Below are 15,831 nucleotides of genomic sequence, written 5' to 3'. Positions count from 1 at the left end.
AGGCTCAACGGGGAGACCAGCGTTCGTTTTTCATGAGGTTCCCGAGACCGGACCAGGCGAAGTTCATCAGCGTGGCCGCCGCCTCCCGCGCCGTCACCCCGGGCGTCTCGTTGGCCCAGGTCGCCAGCGACTCCGCCGACCCCACCAGGGCCTGCGCCAGCGCGGCCACGTCCCGCTCGCCGATGACGGCCGGCCCCCGCGCGGCCCGCGCCGCCTCGCCGATCAGGCCGGTCACGAAGTCGGCGATCTCCTCCCGCATCCGCGCCGCCTCGGTCGCGAACGGCTCGCCCTGCGTCCGCGCGTGCCGGCTGAGCACCGCCCAGGCGTCCGGATGGTCGGCGGCGTGCCCGAAGAAGGCGAGCAGGCCCGCCCACAGCCGCTCGTCCGGCGGCGCCGACGCGTCGGCGACGACCTCGGCGACCGCCGCGAGCAGCGCCTGGGCCTCCCGCCGGATGCACGCGGTGAAGAGCTCCTCCTTGGAGTGCAGGTAGAGGTACACCAGCGGCTTCGACACCCCGGCCAGCTCGGCGATCTCGTCCATCGACGCCGCCTGGTACCCCTGCCGGGCGAAGCACGCCACGGCGGCGTCCATCATCTGGCGCTCCCGCACGGCCCGCGGCAGCCTCCTGGTCCCCGCCACGCCTGTTCCCGCCCCGCTTCCAAGATCCACTGTGTCGCCCGTGAAAAGCCTACGTGCCCCCCGCCCGGACGGGGGCGAGGGGCACGGCGGGGTACCGCGGAGGGGTCAGGCCGCGGCCGCGACCGTCTTCTCCGGAGCGGCCTCGCGGGTGTCCTCGGGGCCGTCGATCGGGGACGCCGAGGCGTTCTCGTACGCGGTGAGGTCGAGGATCTTCTCGCGGGCGGAGACGATCACCGGGACCAGCGCCTGGCCGGCGACGTTGGTGGCGGTCCGGATCATGTCGAGGATCGGGTCGATCGCCATGAGGAGGCCGACGCCCTCCAGCGGGAGGCCCAGGGTGGAGAGCGTCAGCGTCAGCATGACCGTCGCGCCGGTCAGACCGGCGGTGGCCGCCGAGCCGATCACCGAGACGAAGGCGATGAGCAGGTACTCCTTGATGCCCAGCTGGACGTCGAAGATCTGCGCGATGAAGATCGCGGCGAGCGCCGGGTAGATCGCGGCGCAGCCGTCCATCTTGGTGGTGGCGCCGAACGGGACGGCGAAGGAGGCGTACTCCTTCGGGACGCCGAGGCGCTCGGTGACCTTCTGGGTGACCGGCATGGTGCCGACTGAGGAGCGGGAGACGAAGGCGAGCTGGATGGCGGGCCAGGCGCCCTTGAAGAACTGGAGCGGGTTGACCTTGGCGACCGTGGCGAGCAGCAGCGGGTAGACGCCGAAGAGGACCAGGGCGCAGCCGATGTAGACGTCGGCGGTGAAGGTCGCGTACTTGCCGAGCAGGTCCCAGCCGTAGTTGACGATGGCCTTGCCGATGAGGCCGGCGGTGCCGATCGGGGCGAGGCGGATGACCCACCACAGGGCCTTCTGGAGCAGCTCCAGGATCGACTCGGAGAGGGAGAGGATCGGCTGGGCCTTCTCGCCGAGCTGGAGGGCGGCGATGCCGGCGACGGCGGCCATGAAGACGATCTGGAGGACGTTCAGCTCGGTGAAGGGCGTGATGACGTCGGTCGGGATGATGCCGGTGAGGAAGTCGATCCAGCTGCCCTGGCCCTCGGGGGCCTTGCCGTCGGCGGGGGTGAGGCCGGTGCCGGCGCCGGGGTTGGTGAGCAGGCCGATCGTGATGCCGATGGCCACGGCGACGAGCGAGGTGATCATGAACCAGAGGAGGGTCTGCGCGGCGAGGCGGGCCGCGTTGTTGACCTTCCGGAGGTTGGTGATCGAGACCAGGATCGCGAAGAAGACGAGCGGTGCGACGGCCAGCTTGAGCAGCTGGACGAAGATGCCGCCGACCTGGATCAGCGTCTCCTTGAGCCAGGAGACGTCCTGGCTGCGGGCGATCCAGCCGAGCAGGACGCCCAGCACGAGACCGGCGACGATCTGGGCCCAGAAGGGGAACTTGGGTATCCGGGACGAGGGCTTGGCCTCGGTGGCGGACGCGGACACGGGCACTCCACAGGTACGTATCGGGGAATACGGGGACGGGGGTGCGGCACACACGCGTTCTCACGCGGGCCGCTGCATGATGCCGGATCAGAGCACGCGACAACAGGCCGCGGACATACAGCGGCAGAGATCGACGTGCAGGCGCGCCACGAGCGGGATGCCCGGGGCGTGAGAGAGGCGCACTGCTGTCGTCATGGCCGACACGTTAACACTTGAACTTTGAGAACCTCAAAGCTGTTCTTTGAGATCGACTTCCGGCCACCCCCGCCCGGAACGCGAAACACCCCTGGTGGGAGCAGTGAAGCTCTCACCAGGGGTGCGTGATCTGTGAGGAACCTTACGCGGTTCCTACATGACCGGAAGCCGGTAGCGCATCCGATACCGGTGCGCCGCCTTCGTCATCAGCGTGGCCTCGATCGGGCGCCCGCCGTCGGAGTAGACCACCCGGAAGGCGACGAGGACGGGCATGTCCTTCGGAAGCTCCAGCGCGACGACCTCCTCTTCCGTCGGGATCTCGGACGACAGCTCGTCCACGAACTCCCTCGGCGGAAAGCCCATGGACGCGAGCAACGCCGGCGTACCGCCCCGGATCCGCTTCTCCTCCAGCACAGCCGTGCCCTCGACCAGACCCAGCGGGTAGTACGACCGCGTGAGTTCGGTCGGCTCCTCGTCGAGCAGAAGGAGCTGACGACGGAGAACGGCCCGTTCACCGGCCTCCAGCCGCAGGGCGTCGGTCACCTCGGCCGGAGGAACGACGATCTCGACGCCGAGCAGCCGGATCTCGCCGACCTGCCGCCGCTTCGCGGCCTCGGACACCCAGGGATAGGGCTCGTCCGGCCCGGCGGGGCGCATGTACGCGATCGGCTCGACCGACTCCTGCGCGTGCGGCCGCACATACACACCCTTGCCCGGCAGCCCTTCGAGCAGCCCCTCGGCCTTCAGCATCTGGAGCGCCTTCTGAACGGTCGTGTTGGCCACGCCGCCGTACCGCTCCATCAATTCGGCCGTCGAGCCGAGCTTGCTTCCCGGAGGAAGGTCGCCACGCGTGATCGCCCGCCGGAGCTCCGCCGCGATCTTCTGGTGCGGCGACCTTTGGTCCTTGAACCCCTTCGCCATCACACGCCCCGCCCTCCGAGCCGGTACGTGAGGTGCCTGCCGGCCGGCATGGTCATCAGAGCCGCCTCCACCGGCGTCCCGTCGGCGGTCTCCGTCAACCTGAGCAGCCGGAGGACAGCGCTCCCCTCGGCCAGCCCCAGGTGTTCGCGCTCCTCCGGGGTGGCCAGACCGGCACTCACGTCCTCGACCACCTCGGCGCCGACGTATCCCAGCCGGTCGAGGAGGGTGACGGCCCCGCCGGGCACCTTGCGGGGTTCGGCGAGGGCCGTACCACCGGCCACAGTGACGGGGTAGTACGAGTCCGCCAACTCCACAGGGTGGTCGTCCAGCAGGATCAGCCGCCGCCTGACGACCACCCGCTCGCCCGCAGGCAGGCGCAGGGCCGAGCGGACCTCCTCGGGTGCCTCGACCTCGCCCGCCTGAAGCAGTCTCTGCCCACCCTTGCGGCCACGACGAGCGGCCTCGCCGGTCCACGCGTCGCTCTGACCGGGCGCACGCGGGGCCAGGTACGGCGCGGTCTCACTGATCCACGCATCGCCCGCCATGTTCCTACCTCCAGCTCACCGTTGCCAGCGACCCTACTTTCCCGCACGCATGTCGGAGCCGGGAAACAACCTTAAGCACTTGCCGCTTTAAGTCGCTAGCGCTTAAGGTTGTACGCATGGAGATGACGGATCCCGATGAATCACAGCACGGCGTTCCCGTTCCGCCATCGGGCCTGAGCCCGGCCCTCAGGGCCCGTTCCGAGGCCGGCTGGCGAGAGTTCCTCGACCGATGGTTCGAAAACCGGGACGAGCCCGACCAGTGAACGACCAGGGCGACGGAGACGAAGAAGCCCACCCGCTCCTCCATCGACACGTCCGCGACATCGCGAGCGGCGGCGAGGGGGTGCTGACGGCGGTCGTGCGCGAGCGGCACGGCGGCCGACTCCTCCGCATCGCCCACGTCCGACCCTCCATCGGAGTCGAGTGGACCACGGCGGCCGACAACATCAGGCCGGACCCGCGCGCCCCCTCCGACTGGCGGGTCGCCCTAGAGCGCGTCCTCGCGGGTGCGGTTCTCGTGGAGGCGGTCCTTGGCGCGGTCGACCTTGCCGACGATGTCGGCGCTCAGGCTGTCGCGCTGCTTGCGGAGCAGGACGAAGCTCAGGGGGGCCGAGACGACGATGGAGAGGAGGAGGACCCACAGGAGGTTCGAGTCGCCGAGGCCGCGCGGCAGCGCGCCGACGTAGACGAGACCCCACAGGGCGAGGAAGCACCCGGCGAAGATGCCGAGCCGCATCAGCGAGTAGCGGAGCATGACCCACTCTTTCGTTCCGAGGTTCCGAACCTTCCCATTACGGGACGAGCGTCCCCCAGTGAAGCACGGCGGCGGGAGCGCGCCGGAGGCGGGGCCGGTCCGGGCGCGGCCGAAATCCCTTGAACCTCACCAGGGGTAATAGTTACTATCGACCTATGACCCTTACCTTTGAGGCCGACCCCGCTGTCGACCAGGCTCTGACCGACGGGATCCTCGCCCTCTGGACCGACGTCTCCAACGCGGGCGGCGCCGTCGGGTTCGTCCCGCCCGTCACCTCCGAGGAGATCCGCCCCGCCCTCCTCCAGCACCTCGCCAACATGGCCAAGGGCACCCAGCGGCTGGTCGTCGGCCGGAGCGAGGACGGCGAGGTCGCCGCCACCGCCTTCATCAGCTTCAACAGCCACCGCCTGATGACCCACTGGGTGTGGCTGTACACCGTGATGGTCCACCCGAAGCACCAGGGCAAGGGGTACGGCCGCGACCTGATGGCGGCCGTCGAGCACACCGCCCGTACCGCCCCCGGCTTCGAGGCGGTCGAGGCCATCCGGCTCGGCGTCCGCGGCGGCACCGGCGTCGACGGCTTCTACGCCAAGGCCGGCTACAAGGAGGTCGGCCGCGTCCCCGCCGCCATCCGCGTGGCCCCCGGCGACGACCGCGACGACATCACCATGCTGCTGCCGCTCACCTGAACGCCACGCGAGGAGGCCCGGCGGGGACATCCCCCACCGGGCCTCCTCGTCGTACCGGACCCCTACGGGACCGGGACCACGGGACTCAGACCCGCATCGCCTGCGGCGTCTCGCGCCGGTCCGCGTCGGGGCCCGGGTACTCGCGGATGATCTCGTACCGGGTGTTCCGCTCGACCGGCCGGAAGCCGGCGTCGCGGATCAGCTCCAGCAGGTCGTCGCGGGTGAGCTTGTTCGGCGTGCCGTAGTTGTCGGCGTCGTGGGTGATCTTGTACTCGACCACCGAGCCGTCCATGTCGTCGGCGCCGTGCTGGAGCGCGAGCTGGGCGGTCTGGACGCCGTGCATGACCCAGAAGACCTTGACGTGCGGCACGTTGTCGAAGAGGAGCCGGGAGACCGCGAAGGTCTTCAGGGCCTCGGCGCCGGTGGCCATCGTCGTCCGCGCCTGGAGCTTGTTGCGGACCTTGCCGTCCTGCATGTCCACGAAGTCGTGCTGGTAGCGCAGCGGGATGAAGACCTGGAAGCCGCCGGTCTCGTCCTGGAGCTCCCGCAGCCGCAGCACGTGGTCGACGCGGTGGCGCGGCTCCTCGATGTGCCCGTACAGCATCGTCGAGGGGGTCTTCAGGCCCTTGGAGTGGGCGAGGCGGTGGATCCGGGACCAGTCCTCCCAGTGGGTGCGGTGGTCCACGATGTGCTGCCGGACCTCCCAGTCGAAGATCTCGGCGCCGCCGCCGGTCAGCGACTCCAGACCGGCCTCGATCAGCTCGTCGAGGATGTCGGAGGCCGACATCCCCGAGATGGTCTCGAAGTGGTGGATCTCGGTCGCGGTGAAGGCCTTCAGCGAGACGTTCGGCAGCGCCTTCTTCAGCTCGGAGAGCGAGCGCGGGTAGTACCGCCAGGGCAGGTTGGGGTGGAGCCCGTTGACGATGTGCAGCTCGGTGAGGTTCTCGCCCTCCATCGCCTTGGCGAGGCGGACGGCCTCCTCGATGCGCATCGTGTACGCGTCCTTCTCGCCCGGCTTGCGCTGGAAGGAGCAGTAGGCGCAGGAGGCGGTGCAGACGTTGGTCATGTTCAGATGCCGGTTGACATTGAAGTGGACCACGTCGCCGTTCTTGCGGGTCCTGACCTCGTGGGCCAGCCCGCCGAGCCAGGCGAGGTCGTCGGAGTCGTAGAGGGCGATGCCGTCCTCGCGGCTCAGCCGCTCACCGGCGAGCACCTTCTGCTCCAGCTCCCGCTTGAGCCCAGCGTCCATCTCCGGCCGCCTCCCATATCTCCGTGAATCAGGCTCCGCCCACCGTACTCCCCCGCCCTCCGGGCGGGGGGACCGCCATTGCCGCTCCGCGTCAGTCCTCCTCGGGCAGGTCCCCGACCCGGTTCTCCCACTTGGTGGAGAGCACGATCGTGGTGCGCGTGCGGGAGACGCCCTTGGTGCCGGAGAGGCGGCGGATCGTCTTCTCCAGGCCGTCGACGTCGTTGACGCGGACCTTGAGCATGAAGGAGTCGTCGCCGGCGATGAACCAGCAGTCCTCGATCTCGGCGAGGTCCTTCAGCCGGCGGGCCACGTCCTCGTGGTCGGCGGCGTCGGAGAGCGAGATGCCGATGAGGGCGGTGACGCCCAGACCGAGCGAGGCGGCGTCCACGGTGGCGCGGTAGCCCGTGATGACCCCGGCCGCCTCCAGGCGGTTGATGCGGTCGGTGACGGAGGGGCCCGAGAGTCCGACCAGCCGGCCCAGCTCGGCGTACGAGGCGCGGCCGTTCTCGCGCAGGGCCTGGATGAGCTGCCTGTCCACGGCGTCCATAGGTATACGACCTTCCATTGTCCAGCGATACCGCAAGTTTAGGTGTAGAATCTAAGGCATGCAGGGCCATCACCCTGCGAATCTTTCAGCAGATCAAAGACGATCTTTCAGGAGTGAGAACACCGTGTACACGATCGAGATGGCCTACGCCCGTATGCGCGAGCTGCAGGACCTGGCCAACCGCTCGCGTGCCCACCAGCCCACCGACGCCTCGAAGCGCGCCCGCAAGAAGGCCGCGAAGAAGCGCTAACCGGCACGGGGAACCCCCGGAGCTCCTCCTCCGAGTTCCCCCCGCCACCGGCGGTACAGCTCGTGCGGCACCCCTGCCGCGTCGAGCACCCGCCCCGCGACGAAGTCCACCAGATCCTGGATGTGCGTCGCCCCCGCGTAGAACGCCGGAGAGGCGGGCAGCACCACGGCGCCCGCCTCGTCCAGCGCCACCATCTGCTTCAGCGTCTGCCCGCTCAGCGGGGTCTCCCGCACCGCGACCACCAGCGGACGCCGCTCCTTGAGCGTCACGCTCGCCACCCGCTGCAAGAGGTCCTTCGACAGACCGAGCGCCACTCCCGCCACCGCGGCGGTCGAGGCCGGCACGATCAGCATCCCCTTCGCCGGGTACGACCCCGAGGACGGCCCCGCCGCCAGGTCGCCGGCCGCCCAGTACCGCACGTCGCTCACGTCCACGGCGCCGTACGCGTCGGGCTTTCCGTCCGCCCCCCGCGCCAGCCACGCCGCCAGGTCCTCCCGCCAGTGCGCGTCCCGGAAGGCGAGCCCCGTCTCGTCGAGCAGCGTGAGCCGCGAGGCCCGCGACACCACCAGATCGACGCTCTCCCCCGCGGCCAGCAGCCCCCTGAGCACGGAAGCGGCGTACGGCGTCCCCGACGCCCCGGACACCCCTACCACCCAGGGTCGACGCTGCTCACTGTTGTTCGGCTCCACGCCGCCGAGCCTATCCGGCGGGGCGGGCGGGGCCGTCGGTAAGGTGCCCCCGGCGTCCGCCGCGGGAAGCCCGCGCCGCCCGCGGGCGTCCGCGCCGACCTGGAACGGAACCGCGGCCGGCGACCGCTAGCGGCACCCGAGCCCGGTCGGGCCGACCGGGCGAAGGCCGCCCGGGCGAAGGCGACCGGGCGAAGGCGACCGGGCGAAGGCGACCGGGCGAAGGCGACCGGGCTGAGGCCGCCCGTCGGACCGATGGCCGCGCGGGGCGCGCCGCCGAGGGTCCCGCCGCGCCGCCGGACCGGCCGCACGGGCCCGGGCCAGGCGGAGCCGGCCCCCGCCGAGCCCCGGGATCAGACCGTCAGCCCGCGGACCAGCAGGTCGAGCAGGGCGCAGACGAAGAGCGAGATCCCGATGAAGCCGTTGGTCGTGAAGAACGCCCGGTTCAGCCGCGACAGGTCGTGCGGCTTCACGATCGAGTGCTCGTAGCAGAAGGCCGCGACCACGATCACGAGGCCGGCCCAGAAGAAGATCCCCGCGTCGGTGGCCAGCGCGTACCAGACCAGCAGCCCGGTGGTGACGACCGCGGAGGCGCGGGCGCCCCACAGCGCCGCCGGGATGCCGAAGCGGGCGGGCACCGACATCACGCCGTGCGCCCGGTCCGCCTGCACGTCCTGGCAGGCGAAGATCAGGTCGAAGCCGCCGATCCAGACGCCGACCGCGAGGCCCAGGATCACCGCGTCCCAGGACCACTCCCCGGTGACCGCGAGCCAGGCGCCGATCGGGCCGATCGCCTGGGCGAGGCCGAGGATCGCGTGCGGGAAGTTCGTGAACCGCTTGCCGTACGGGTAGACGACCATCGGGATGACGGCCAGCGGCGCGAGCGCCAGGCAGAGCGGGTTCAGCAGCGCGGCCGCGCCGAGGAAGACGACGACCGCGATCCCGGCCCCGGTCCACGCCGACCGCACCGACACCGCGCCCGTGACCAGCTCCCGGCCGGCGGTGCGCGGGTTCCGGGCGTCGATCTCCCGGTCGATGATCCGGTTGCAGGCCATCGCGAAGGTCCGCAGCCCCACCATGCACACCGTCACCAGGAACAGCGTCCACCAGTCGATCGTCCGGTCCAGCCGGAACATCGCGGTGAGCGAGGCGATGTAGGCGAAGGGCAGCGCGAAGACCGAGTGCTCGATCATCACGAGCCGCAGGAAGGCCTTGGTACGTCCCGGCTGCGCGCCCGGTACGGCCGCGGTGGTCACAGCCCGTACTCCTTCCAGCGGCGGTCCACCAGGGCCGCCGTCGCCGGGTCCGACTCCACCATGTCCGGCCAGCCGCCGTCCCGGGTGTAGCCCTCCTCCGGCAGCTTCTTCGTGGCGTCGATGCCCGCCTTGCCGCCCCAGAACTGCTGGTACGAGGCGTGGTCCAGGTGGTCCACCGGGCCCTCGACGACCGTCAGGTCGCGGGCGTAGTCCGTGTTGCCGAGGGCCCGCCAGGACACCTCGTGCAGGTCGTGCACGTCGCAGTCCTTGTCGACCACGATGATCAGCTTGGTCAGCGACATCATGTGCGCGCCCCAGATGGCGTGCATGACCTTCTGCGCGTGCTTCGGGTACTTCTTGTCGATCGAGACGATCGCGCAGTTGTGGAAGCCGCCCGACTCCGGCAGGTGGTAGTCGACGATGTCCGGCACGATGATCTTGAGGAGCGGCAGGAAGAAGCGCTCCGTGGCCCGGCCCAGCGGACCGTCCTCGGTCGGCGGCCGGCCGACCACGATCGACTGCAGCAGCGGGCGCTTCCGCATCGTGACGCAGTCGATCTTCAACGCGGGGAACGGTTCCTGCGGGGTGTAGAAGCCGGTGTGGTCGCCGAAGGGGCCCTCCGGCAGCATCTCGCCCGGCTCCAGCCAGCCCTCGATGACGACCTCGGCGTTGGCCGGGACCTGGAGCGGCACGGTCTTGCAGTCGACCATCTCGATCCGCTTGCCCTGCACGAAGCCGGCGAAGAGGTACTCGTCGATGTCGCCGGGGAGCGGGGCGGTGGAGGCGTAGGTGACGGCCGGCGGGCAGCCGAAGGCGATCGCGACCGGCAGCCGCTCGCCGCGCTCGGCGGCGACCGCGTAGTGGTTCCGGCTGTCCTTGTGGATCTGCCAGTGCATGCCGATGGTGCGCTTGTCGTGCCGCTGGAGCCGGTAGAGCCCCAGGTTCCGCACGCCGGTCTCCGGGTGCTTGGTGTGGGTGAGGCCCAGGTTGAAGAAGGAGCCGCCGTCCTTGGGCCAGGTGAAGAGCGCGGGCAGCCTGTCCAGGTCGACGTCGTCGCCGGTGAGGACGACCTCCTGCACGGGCGCGTCCGAGGACTTCACCTTCTTCGGCGGCACGTGGACCATCGAGCCGAGCTTGCCGAAGGCCTCCCGGACACCGACGAAGCCGTGCGGCAGCTCGGGCTTGAGCAGCCCGCCGATCTTCTCGCTGATCTCCTCGTACGACTTCAGGCCGAGGGCCTTGAGGAGCCGGCGGTCGGTGCCGAACACGTTCATCGCGAGCGGCATGGCGGAGCCCTTCACGTTCTCGAAGAGAAGCGCGGGCCCTCCTGCCTTGTTCACCCGGTCGACGATCTCCCCGACCTCCAGGTACGGATCGACTTCGGCCTTGATGCGCTTGAGGTCGCCTTCGCGCTCCAGCGCCCTGAGCAGCGAGCGGAGATCGTCGTGAGCCATACGGGCAAGTATCGGTCACCGGCTACGCTGGAGGTGTCACCGGGGCCGACTCGACGCGCCCCCGCCACCGTTTCCAGGGGGCCGCTCCACATGCTCAGGGCACTGATGATCCTTCTGCCGCTGGCACTGACGATCTATGCCTTCATCGACTGCCTGAACACCCCCGAGGACGAGGTCAAGCACCTGCCCAAGGTCGTCTGGGTCATCATCATCCTGCTGTTCTGGGTGGTCGGCCCGGTGGTGTGGCTCTTCGCGGGCAAGAAGCGGCAGGCCGCCGGCGGCGGACCGGGCGGCCGGGGCGGCCGGGGCGGCTGGGTGGCGCCGGACGACAATCCGGAGTTCCTGAAGTCCCTCTCCGAGGACAAGAAGGAGCGGGACGACGCCCTCTTCGAGGACTGGGAGGCGGACCTGCGCCGCCGCGAGGACGAGCTGAAGCGCCGCGAGGACGGCGACGAGGAGAAGGACGCGTGATCCCCTCCCCGCACGGCCCCTCCGGGACGGGCGCCTGATGGAGCTGCGGCTCCTCGCCACCTTCGAGAAGGTCGCCGAGGTCCTCTCCTTCACCCGCGCCGCCGCCGAGCTCGGCTACGCCCAGTCCAGCGTGACCTCACAGGTCAAAGCCCTGGAGAGCGCGCTCGGCACCGAGCTGTTCGAGCGGCTGGGCGGCCGGATCCGGCTCACCGAGGCCGGCGAGCGCCTGCTGCCGTACGCGCACCGCATGGCGGAGCTGGCCGAGGAGGCGCGGGCGGCGGTGGCCGCCGGGGAACCGGCCGGGACCGTCACCATCGGGACGATGGAGTCCCTCACCACCTACCGGCTCCCGCCGCTCCTGGAGTACGTCCACCACCGCCACCCGGCCGTCCGGCTCGCGCTGCGCCCCACGCTCGGCGACGCGACCCGGCAGGCGCTGCGGCAGGGCACGTACGACCTCGGCTTCCTCATGGAGGCCGGCACCGAGCACGAGGGCCTGGAGTCCGAGGTGCTGGCCCCCGAGCCGCTGGCCCTGGTCGCCGCCCCCGGGCACCCGCTCGCGGGCCGCGCCGGACTGACCGCCGCCGACCTCGCCCCCACCGGCCTGATCGGCACCGAGCCGGGCTGCGCCTACCGGGACCTCTTCGAGCGGGAGCTGGCGCCGTGGCGGCCGGAGTTCCTGGAGTTCGGCACCATCGAGGCGAGCAAGCGGGCGGTCGCCTCGGGGCTCGGGATCGCGCTGCTGCCCCGGATCGCCGTCCAGGAGGAGCTGGCGTCCGGGGCGCTCACGGCGCTGGACTGGGAGGCGCCGTTCACCCTCTTCACGCAGCTCGCGTGGCGGCGGGGGAAGCGGCTTCCGGCCCATGTGCGGCTGTTCGTGGAGCAGGCGCGGCGGCTCGCGCGAGAGTGACCTTCAGGCCGGCGAGGACGATCAGCGGGACGCCGACGGCCTGCACGAGCCCGATGTGGTGTCCGTACACCGCCCAGTCGACCAGCATGGCGACCGCCGGGTAGGTGAAGGCGAGCACCGCGATCTTCGGGGTGGGCAGCTTGGCGTAGGCCGCGTACATGAGGACGTACATCAGCCCGGTGTGGATCAGCCCGAGCCCGGCCAGCCACGCCCAGCCCGCGCCGAGGCCGGAGACCGCGCCGAGGTCGGTGAAGGGCAGGAGCAGCGGCACTCCGGCGGCGACCTGCACGAGGGCGACGAGGTGGGGCCGTACGCCGGTGATCCGCTTCGTCACGAAGGTGGCGAGGGCGTAGAGGACGGCGGCGGCGAGCGCGTACCCGAGGCCCGCGAGGGAGGCGGTGTCGCCCGGCCGCACCCCGGAGACGAGGACGAGCCCGGCGAAGGCGACCGCGAGCCAGCCCAGCGTCCCGGCGGTGATCCGCTCCCGCGCGAGGACCGCGCCGAGCAGCACCAGGAAGAACGGCTGCGTGTGGTAGACGACGGTGGCCAGCGAGATCGAGGTGGCGGCGTACGCCTCGAACAGGAACACCCAGTTGAAGACGATGAACACGCCGCCGAGCAGGGCGAGTCCGAACGACCGCCCGGTGAAGCCGTGCCCGGTGAGGTAGCCCCGGGCCAGGCTGTACAGGCCGAGCGCGACCGCCCCGAAGAGGCACCGGAAGAACACCACCTCGAAGGGCGACGCCCCCGACTCCACGACGAAGACGCCCAGCGTGCCCGACAGCACCATGGCGAGGGTCAGTTCGAGGGTTCCCCTGGTCTCGTTTCTCATGGTCAGGACGCTACGGACGGGGGCGGGCACCGGTCCACGGGCCGCTGGGGCGTCCTTCCGATGGGGCCCATCGGAGAAATCGATGGGCGGAGGCGGAATACCCGCGTGCGAGGGCTAGTTAGCACGGGGGCAGGCCCGCCCGTGCGCACCCACGAGACAGGAGCACACCCCATGTCCCTCGACGCGACCCCCGGCCCGGACCGCTCGTTCCTCTTCGTCCTCGGCAGCTCCCGCGCCGACGGCAACTCCGAACTGCTGGCCCGCGAGGCCGCCGCGCACCTTCCGGCCGGCGTCCGGCAGCGCTGGGTGGACCTCAACCGGCTGGACCTGCCGGACTTCCAGGACGGCCGGCACGAGGCCGACCACCGGCCCGCCGGGGTCGAGGAGGAGCTGCTGCGGGCCACGGTGGAGGCCACCGACGTCGTGATCGTCTCCCCCCTCTACTGGTACAGCCTCTCCGCGCAGACCAAGCGCTACCTCGACTACTGGTCGGGCTGGCTGAACGTGCCGGACTCGGACTTCAAGGAGCGCATGGCGGGCGGCACCCTGTGGGGCGTCACGGCCATGGCCGACGACGACCACGCGGTGGCGGACGGCCTGGTCACCGGCCTGAGCCTGTCGGCGGCCTACCTCCGGATGCGCTTCGGCGGCGTCCTCACCGGCACGGGCTCCCGCCCCGGCCGCGTCCGCGCCGACACCCGCGCGCTGACCGCCGCCCAGACCTTCTTCGCCCGCGAGGCCCCCTTCGCCCGCTTCCCGTACGAGGAGCCGGTGGGCGCGGGGGTGTGAGACGCGCGGCAGGAGAGACGCGGGGCGGGCCCCGTGCGCGCAATTCCGCGCAATCCGATCCCGTCCCGCCGCGCTCCCGCGCATCCTGGACTCCCACCACCTGCCCAGGGAGGCCCGGACATGCCCCTCAGGTTCCTCGGTACGACGAGTGAGGACGGCGACTGCCCCACCCTGTACGAGGTCGAGTCCACGGGCGACATCCTCGTACAGGGGGAACGCGTCACGGATCCCGCGCAGCTCGCCGCGTTGCGCGATGTCAAGGAGTCCGAGACCTTCGTGACCGTCCCGCGCGAGCTGCTGACCCGCTTCGCCCGGCGCGCCGAGGCCCGCGCCATGGTCCCGTTCGCGGACGTCAGCGGTCTCTTCGCCGACTTCGCGCACACCGCGTGGCGCCTGGAGACCCGTCGCGGTTACGCGACGGACCGCCGCGGCGCGAAGTGGGAACGCTGGAAGGCGGGCGCCGACATCACCGCCGAGCCCCCCAACGCCTGGCGCGAGAACGTCCGGAGTCAGGTGGCGGCGGGAAAGCGCTTCGAGCGCGTACGCCTGGTGGACGAACCCCTCACGGAGGGACAGGAGTTCCTCCTCGCCACCGCCCCCGGAAACATCGCGGCGGGCGAGGACATCCGCACCCTGACCCGCTCCCAGGCAAAGCGACTACGCCTGCCGGAGGACGACTTCTGGCTCTTCGACTCCCGCACCCTCGTCCGCTTCGTCTTCGACGAGCACGACACCACCCTCGGCGTCGTCGTCTCGGAGGACCCGGCCGAGGTCGCCACCGCCTGCCAGGCACGGGACGCCGCCTGGCACCACGCGGTCCCCACCGCCGACTGCACGAGGCGGGTACGTTCCGCATGTGAGCAGCACTGACTTCCAGTCCGGCCGCGAAGCCCTCGCCGCCCGCCTCCGCGAGCTGCGCGCCGAGGCGGGCCTGAACGGAAAGGAGCTCGCCCGGCGCCTCGGCTGGCACCCGTCCAAAGTGTCACGACTCCAGTCCGGCAAGCGGTGGGACTACGAGCCCGCCACCTGGGCGGAACTTCTCCGGCACGCCGGATTCTCGGACGTCACGGCCGAGGTGATCGCACCCCCGGCGGGAAAGCGCACGGGGACCCTGCTCGTCCGGGGCGTCAGGGCGCGATAGGCCACGCCGGAAGCGGCGGAGCAGCCGCTCGGGAGCGGCGATGGCGAGGGCCGCCCGCAGTGCGGCGGGAGCCCGCTCGGGGAGCGGGATGAACCGTCGGCTCCTGCCACCCCTCATGCCCGGCCGCCGGCACGGCAGGCGCACCCGCACACCAGGTACTGCACCCCCGGTACGCCGCTGTCGCGGGGGGCGTGGTCGCGGCAGCGGTCGTGGCGGCCGACGATGCAACGGGGCGAGCGGAACTCGGGTTCGGGCTCCGGGGCGAGGGCTCCGGCCAGCAGGGACACGCTCACCGCGTCGGCGATCTCCGGCGTCACCCACCAGCCGTCGCCCGCGCGGTCGCGGTGCAGGCCGTCGTGGCCCGCGTCGAGCACGCAGACCGAGCCGCCCCACACCGGCCGGACCGTCTCGGCGACGGCGCACACGGACCGCCGGGCCCCGCAGCGGCTCATCGGGCGGCCCCGGCGTGGATGTTCCGGCGGTCGACGTCCACCCCGACCGTGGCCAGCCACAAGGTCCACCGACGGCGCCGTTGGGCCGCCGGCACGAGCAGGTGGAGGAAGAGAGGAAGGAAGGGGATCAGCGCGTGCACGATAAGGTTCCGCACGTCATCAACTCCGTTGGTAGTTGGTGGCCATGCCCCGGGAGGTCTAGCCACCTCGCCGGGGTCTTTGTGTGTCGCACGAGCCTATAAGGCATGTATAGCTCTGCATAGCTCACCAGGGGTTCGCACAGGTCTTCGATGCTTACGTTGGTCGTGTGACCGACAGCAGCCAGATCCCCGAGTTCAACCCCCAGGGCCCCCAGCTGGTCTACGTCGCGGTGGCCGATCACATCGCCGCCCGCATCGCGGCCGGTGAGCTCGTCGCGGGCGCCCGGCTGCCCGCTGAGCGGGATCTCGCCACGGAGTACGGGGTCGCCTACCTCACCGTCCGCCGCGCGGCCGGCGTCCTGCGGGAGCGGGGACTGATCGTCACCGTGCACGGCAAGGGCACGTTCGTCGTCGATCCCCTCCCGGAGGGATGGGCCGCGCCCCGGGCGTGACACTCGCGTCGCCACGGG

At 71.1% G+C, this 15,831-nt stretch carries 21 protein-coding genes; 9 read left to right on the top strand and 12 right to left on the bottom strand.

What is annotated here, in order from left to right; translation table 11 throughout:
* Nucleotides 1-4: 4 nt before the first annotated feature.
* The 4 genes from ACF1BN_RS14725 to ACF1BN_RS14710 form a co-directional block, all read right to left on the bottom strand.
* Nucleotides 5-622, bottom strand: a complete 618-nt coding sequence (locus tag ACF1BN_RS14725) for a TetR/AcrR family transcriptional regulator (protein WP_392332295.1) — start codon at nucleotides 620-622, stop codon at nucleotides 5-7.
* Between the two features lie 123 nt (nucleotides 623-745).
* Nucleotides 746-2,080, bottom strand: a complete 1,335-nt coding sequence (locus ACF1BN_RS14720; protein WP_392331992.1) for a dicarboxylate/amino acid:cation symporter — start codon at nucleotides 2,078-2,080, stop codon at nucleotides 746-748.
* Between the two features lie 348 nt (nucleotides 2,081-2,428).
* Nucleotides 2,429-3,196, bottom strand: coding sequence for a GntR family transcriptional regulator (locus tag ACF1BN_RS14715; protein ID WP_392331991.1), 768 nt, complete (start codon nucleotides 3,194-3,196; stop codon nucleotides 2,429-2,431).
* The gene (locus tag ACF1BN_RS14710; protein ID WP_392331990.1) at nucleotides 3,196-3,741 is read right to left on the bottom strand and encodes a GntR family transcriptional regulator; all 546 of its coding nucleotides are present in this window, start codon (nucleotides 3,739-3,741) and stop codon (nucleotides 3,196-3,198) included. Before ACF1BN_RS14710 ends, ACF1BN_RS14715 begins: the two co-directional genes overlap by 1 nt.
* Nucleotides 3,742-3,857: 116 nt before the next feature.
* On the opposite strand from ACF1BN_RS14710, the gene ACF1BN_RS14705 reads away from it, so the two are divergent.
* Complete coding sequence (locus tag ACF1BN_RS14705; RefSeq protein ID WP_392331989.1) at nucleotides 3,858-4,004, top strand: hypothetical protein; 147 nt, start codon at nucleotides 3,858-3,860, stop codon at nucleotides 4,002-4,004.
* 224 nt (nucleotides 4,005-4,228) lie between these two features.
* Here ACF1BN_RS14705 and ACF1BN_RS14700 read toward each other — a convergent pair whose 3' ends face one another.
* Nucleotides 4,229-4,495 carry a DUF4229 domain-containing protein gene (locus tag ACF1BN_RS14700; protein WP_392331988.1) on the bottom strand — a complete coding sequence of 89 codons (267 nt, stop codon included), beginning with the start codon at nucleotides 4,493-4,495 and terminating at the stop codon, nucleotides 4,229-4,231.
* A gap of 155 nt (nucleotides 4,496-4,650) precedes the next feature.
* On the opposite strand from ACF1BN_RS14700, the gene ACF1BN_RS14695 reads away from it, so the two are divergent.
* Nucleotides 4,651-5,184, top strand: a complete 534-nt coding sequence (locus ACF1BN_RS14695; protein WP_392331987.1) for a GNAT family N-acetyltransferase — start codon at nucleotides 4,651-4,653, stop codon at nucleotides 5,182-5,184.
* 85 nt (nucleotides 5,185-5,269) lie between these two features.
* Here the strand turns inward: ACF1BN_RS14695 and mqnE are convergent, their stop codons facing one another.
* Nucleotides 5,270-6,433, bottom strand: a complete 1,164-nt coding sequence (gene mqnE / locus ACF1BN_RS14690) for an aminofutalosine synthase MqnE (protein WP_392331986.1) — start codon at nucleotides 6,431-6,433, stop codon at nucleotides 5,270-5,272.
* Between the two features lie 91 nt (nucleotides 6,434-6,524).
* Nucleotides 6,525-6,980 carry an Lrp/AsnC family transcriptional regulator gene (locus tag ACF1BN_RS14685; protein ID WP_392331985.1) on the bottom strand — a complete coding sequence of 152 codons (456 nt, stop codon included), beginning with the start codon at nucleotides 6,978-6,980 and terminating at the stop codon, nucleotides 6,525-6,527.
* A 124-nt stretch (nucleotides 6,981-7,104) separates the two neighbouring features.
* Here ACF1BN_RS14685 and ACF1BN_RS14680 point away from each other — a divergent pair, with 124 nt between their 5' ends.
* Nucleotides 7,105-7,230 (top strand): hypothetical protein, encoded by a 126-nt coding sequence (locus ACF1BN_RS14680; protein WP_360313107.1) that lies wholly within the window; start codon nucleotides 7,105-7,107, stop codon nucleotides 7,228-7,230.
* Here the strand turns inward: ACF1BN_RS14680 and ACF1BN_RS14675 are convergent.
* The 3 genes from ACF1BN_RS14675 to ACF1BN_RS14665 form a co-directional block, all read right to left on the bottom strand.
* A complete protein-coding gene (locus ACF1BN_RS14675) occupies nucleotides 7,227-7,919 on the bottom strand; it encodes a UbiX family flavin prenyltransferase (protein ID WP_392331984.1) in 693 nt (230 codons plus the stop codon). The two genes, ACF1BN_RS14680 and ACF1BN_RS14675, sit on opposite strands and share 4 nt — an antisense overlap.
* Before the next feature lie 350 nt (nucleotides 7,920-8,269).
* Nucleotides 8,270-9,172 (bottom strand): menaquinone biosynthesis prenyltransferase MqnP, encoded by a 903-nt coding sequence (mqnP, locus tag ACF1BN_RS14670; RefSeq protein WP_392331983.1) that lies wholly within the window; start codon nucleotides 9,170-9,172, stop codon nucleotides 8,270-8,272.
* A complete protein-coding gene (locus ACF1BN_RS14665) occupies nucleotides 9,169-10,626 on the bottom strand; it encodes a menaquinone biosynthesis decarboxylase (RefSeq protein WP_392331982.1) in 1,458 nt (485 codons plus the stop codon). The genes mqnP and ACF1BN_RS14665 overlap by 4 nt, the downstream gene beginning before the upstream one ends.
* A 90-nt stretch (nucleotides 10,627-10,716) precedes the next feature.
* On the opposite strand from ACF1BN_RS14665, the gene ACF1BN_RS14660 reads away from it, so the two are divergent.
* The gene (locus ACF1BN_RS14660; RefSeq protein WP_392331981.1) at nucleotides 10,717-11,097 is read left to right on the top strand and encodes a PLD nuclease N-terminal domain-containing protein; all 381 of its coding nucleotides are present in this window, start codon (nucleotides 10,717-10,719) and stop codon (nucleotides 11,095-11,097) included.
* Nucleotides 11,098-11,134: 37 nt separating this feature from the next.
* On the top strand, nucleotides 11,135-12,007 hold the full coding sequence (locus ACF1BN_RS14655; protein WP_392331980.1) for a LysR family transcriptional regulator: 873 nt from the start codon (nucleotides 11,135-11,137) through the stop codon (nucleotides 12,005-12,007).
* On the opposite strand, the gene ACF1BN_RS14650 is transcribed toward ACF1BN_RS14655, so the two are convergent.
* Nucleotides 11,919-12,839, bottom strand: coding sequence for a DMT family transporter (locus tag ACF1BN_RS14650; protein ID WP_392331979.1), 921 nt, complete (start codon nucleotides 12,837-12,839; stop codon nucleotides 11,919-11,921). The genes ACF1BN_RS14655 and ACF1BN_RS14650 overlap by 89 nt on opposite strands.
* Nucleotides 12,840-13,010: 171 nt before the next feature.
* On the opposite strand from ACF1BN_RS14650, the gene ACF1BN_RS14645 reads away from it, so the two are divergent.
* The 3 genes from ACF1BN_RS14645 to ACF1BN_RS14635 all read left to right on the top strand — a co-directional run bounded on the left by ACF1BN_RS14645 (nucleotide 13,011) and on the right by ACF1BN_RS14635 (nucleotide 14,769).
* Nucleotides 13,011-13,628, top strand: a complete 618-nt coding sequence (locus ACF1BN_RS14645) for a flavodoxin family protein (protein ID WP_392331978.1) — start codon at nucleotides 13,011-13,013, stop codon at nucleotides 13,626-13,628.
* A 120-nt stretch (nucleotides 13,629-13,748) separates the two neighbouring features.
* Nucleotides 13,749-14,498 (top strand): DUF6879 family protein, encoded by a 750-nt coding sequence (locus tag ACF1BN_RS14640; RefSeq protein WP_392331977.1) that lies wholly within the window; start codon nucleotides 13,749-13,751, stop codon nucleotides 14,496-14,498.
* Nucleotides 14,485-14,769 carry a helix-turn-helix domain-containing protein gene (locus tag ACF1BN_RS14635; RefSeq protein ID WP_392331976.1) on the top strand — a complete coding sequence of 95 codons (285 nt, stop codon included), beginning with the start codon at nucleotides 14,485-14,487 and terminating at the stop codon, nucleotides 14,767-14,769. The genes ACF1BN_RS14640 and ACF1BN_RS14635 overlap by 14 nt, the downstream gene beginning before the upstream one ends.
* Nucleotides 14,770-14,882: 113 nt before the next feature.
* Here ACF1BN_RS14635 and ACF1BN_RS14630 read toward each other — a convergent pair whose 3' ends face one another.
* Nucleotides 14,883-15,221 (bottom strand): hypothetical protein, encoded by a 339-nt coding sequence (locus tag ACF1BN_RS14630; RefSeq protein ID WP_392331975.1) that lies wholly within the window; start codon nucleotides 15,219-15,221, stop codon nucleotides 14,883-14,885.
* 307 nt (nucleotides 15,222-15,528) lie between these two features.
* On the opposite strand from ACF1BN_RS14630, the gene ACF1BN_RS14625 reads away from it, so the two are divergent.
* Nucleotides 15,529-15,813, top strand: coding sequence for a GntR family transcriptional regulator (locus ACF1BN_RS14625; RefSeq protein WP_392331974.1), 285 nt, complete (start codon nucleotides 15,529-15,531; stop codon nucleotides 15,811-15,813).
* Nucleotides 15,814-15,831 lie beyond the last annotated feature (18 nt).

Source organism: Streptomyces sp. NPDC014861, assembly GCF_043081625.1.
In the GTDB taxonomy this organism is placed as follows: Bacteria; Actinomycetota; Actinomycetes; order Streptomycetales; family Streptomycetaceae; genus Streptomyces.
Note: the sequence above shows the minus strand (reverse complement) of the source record. Positions and strands in the feature narration are given on the sequence as shown.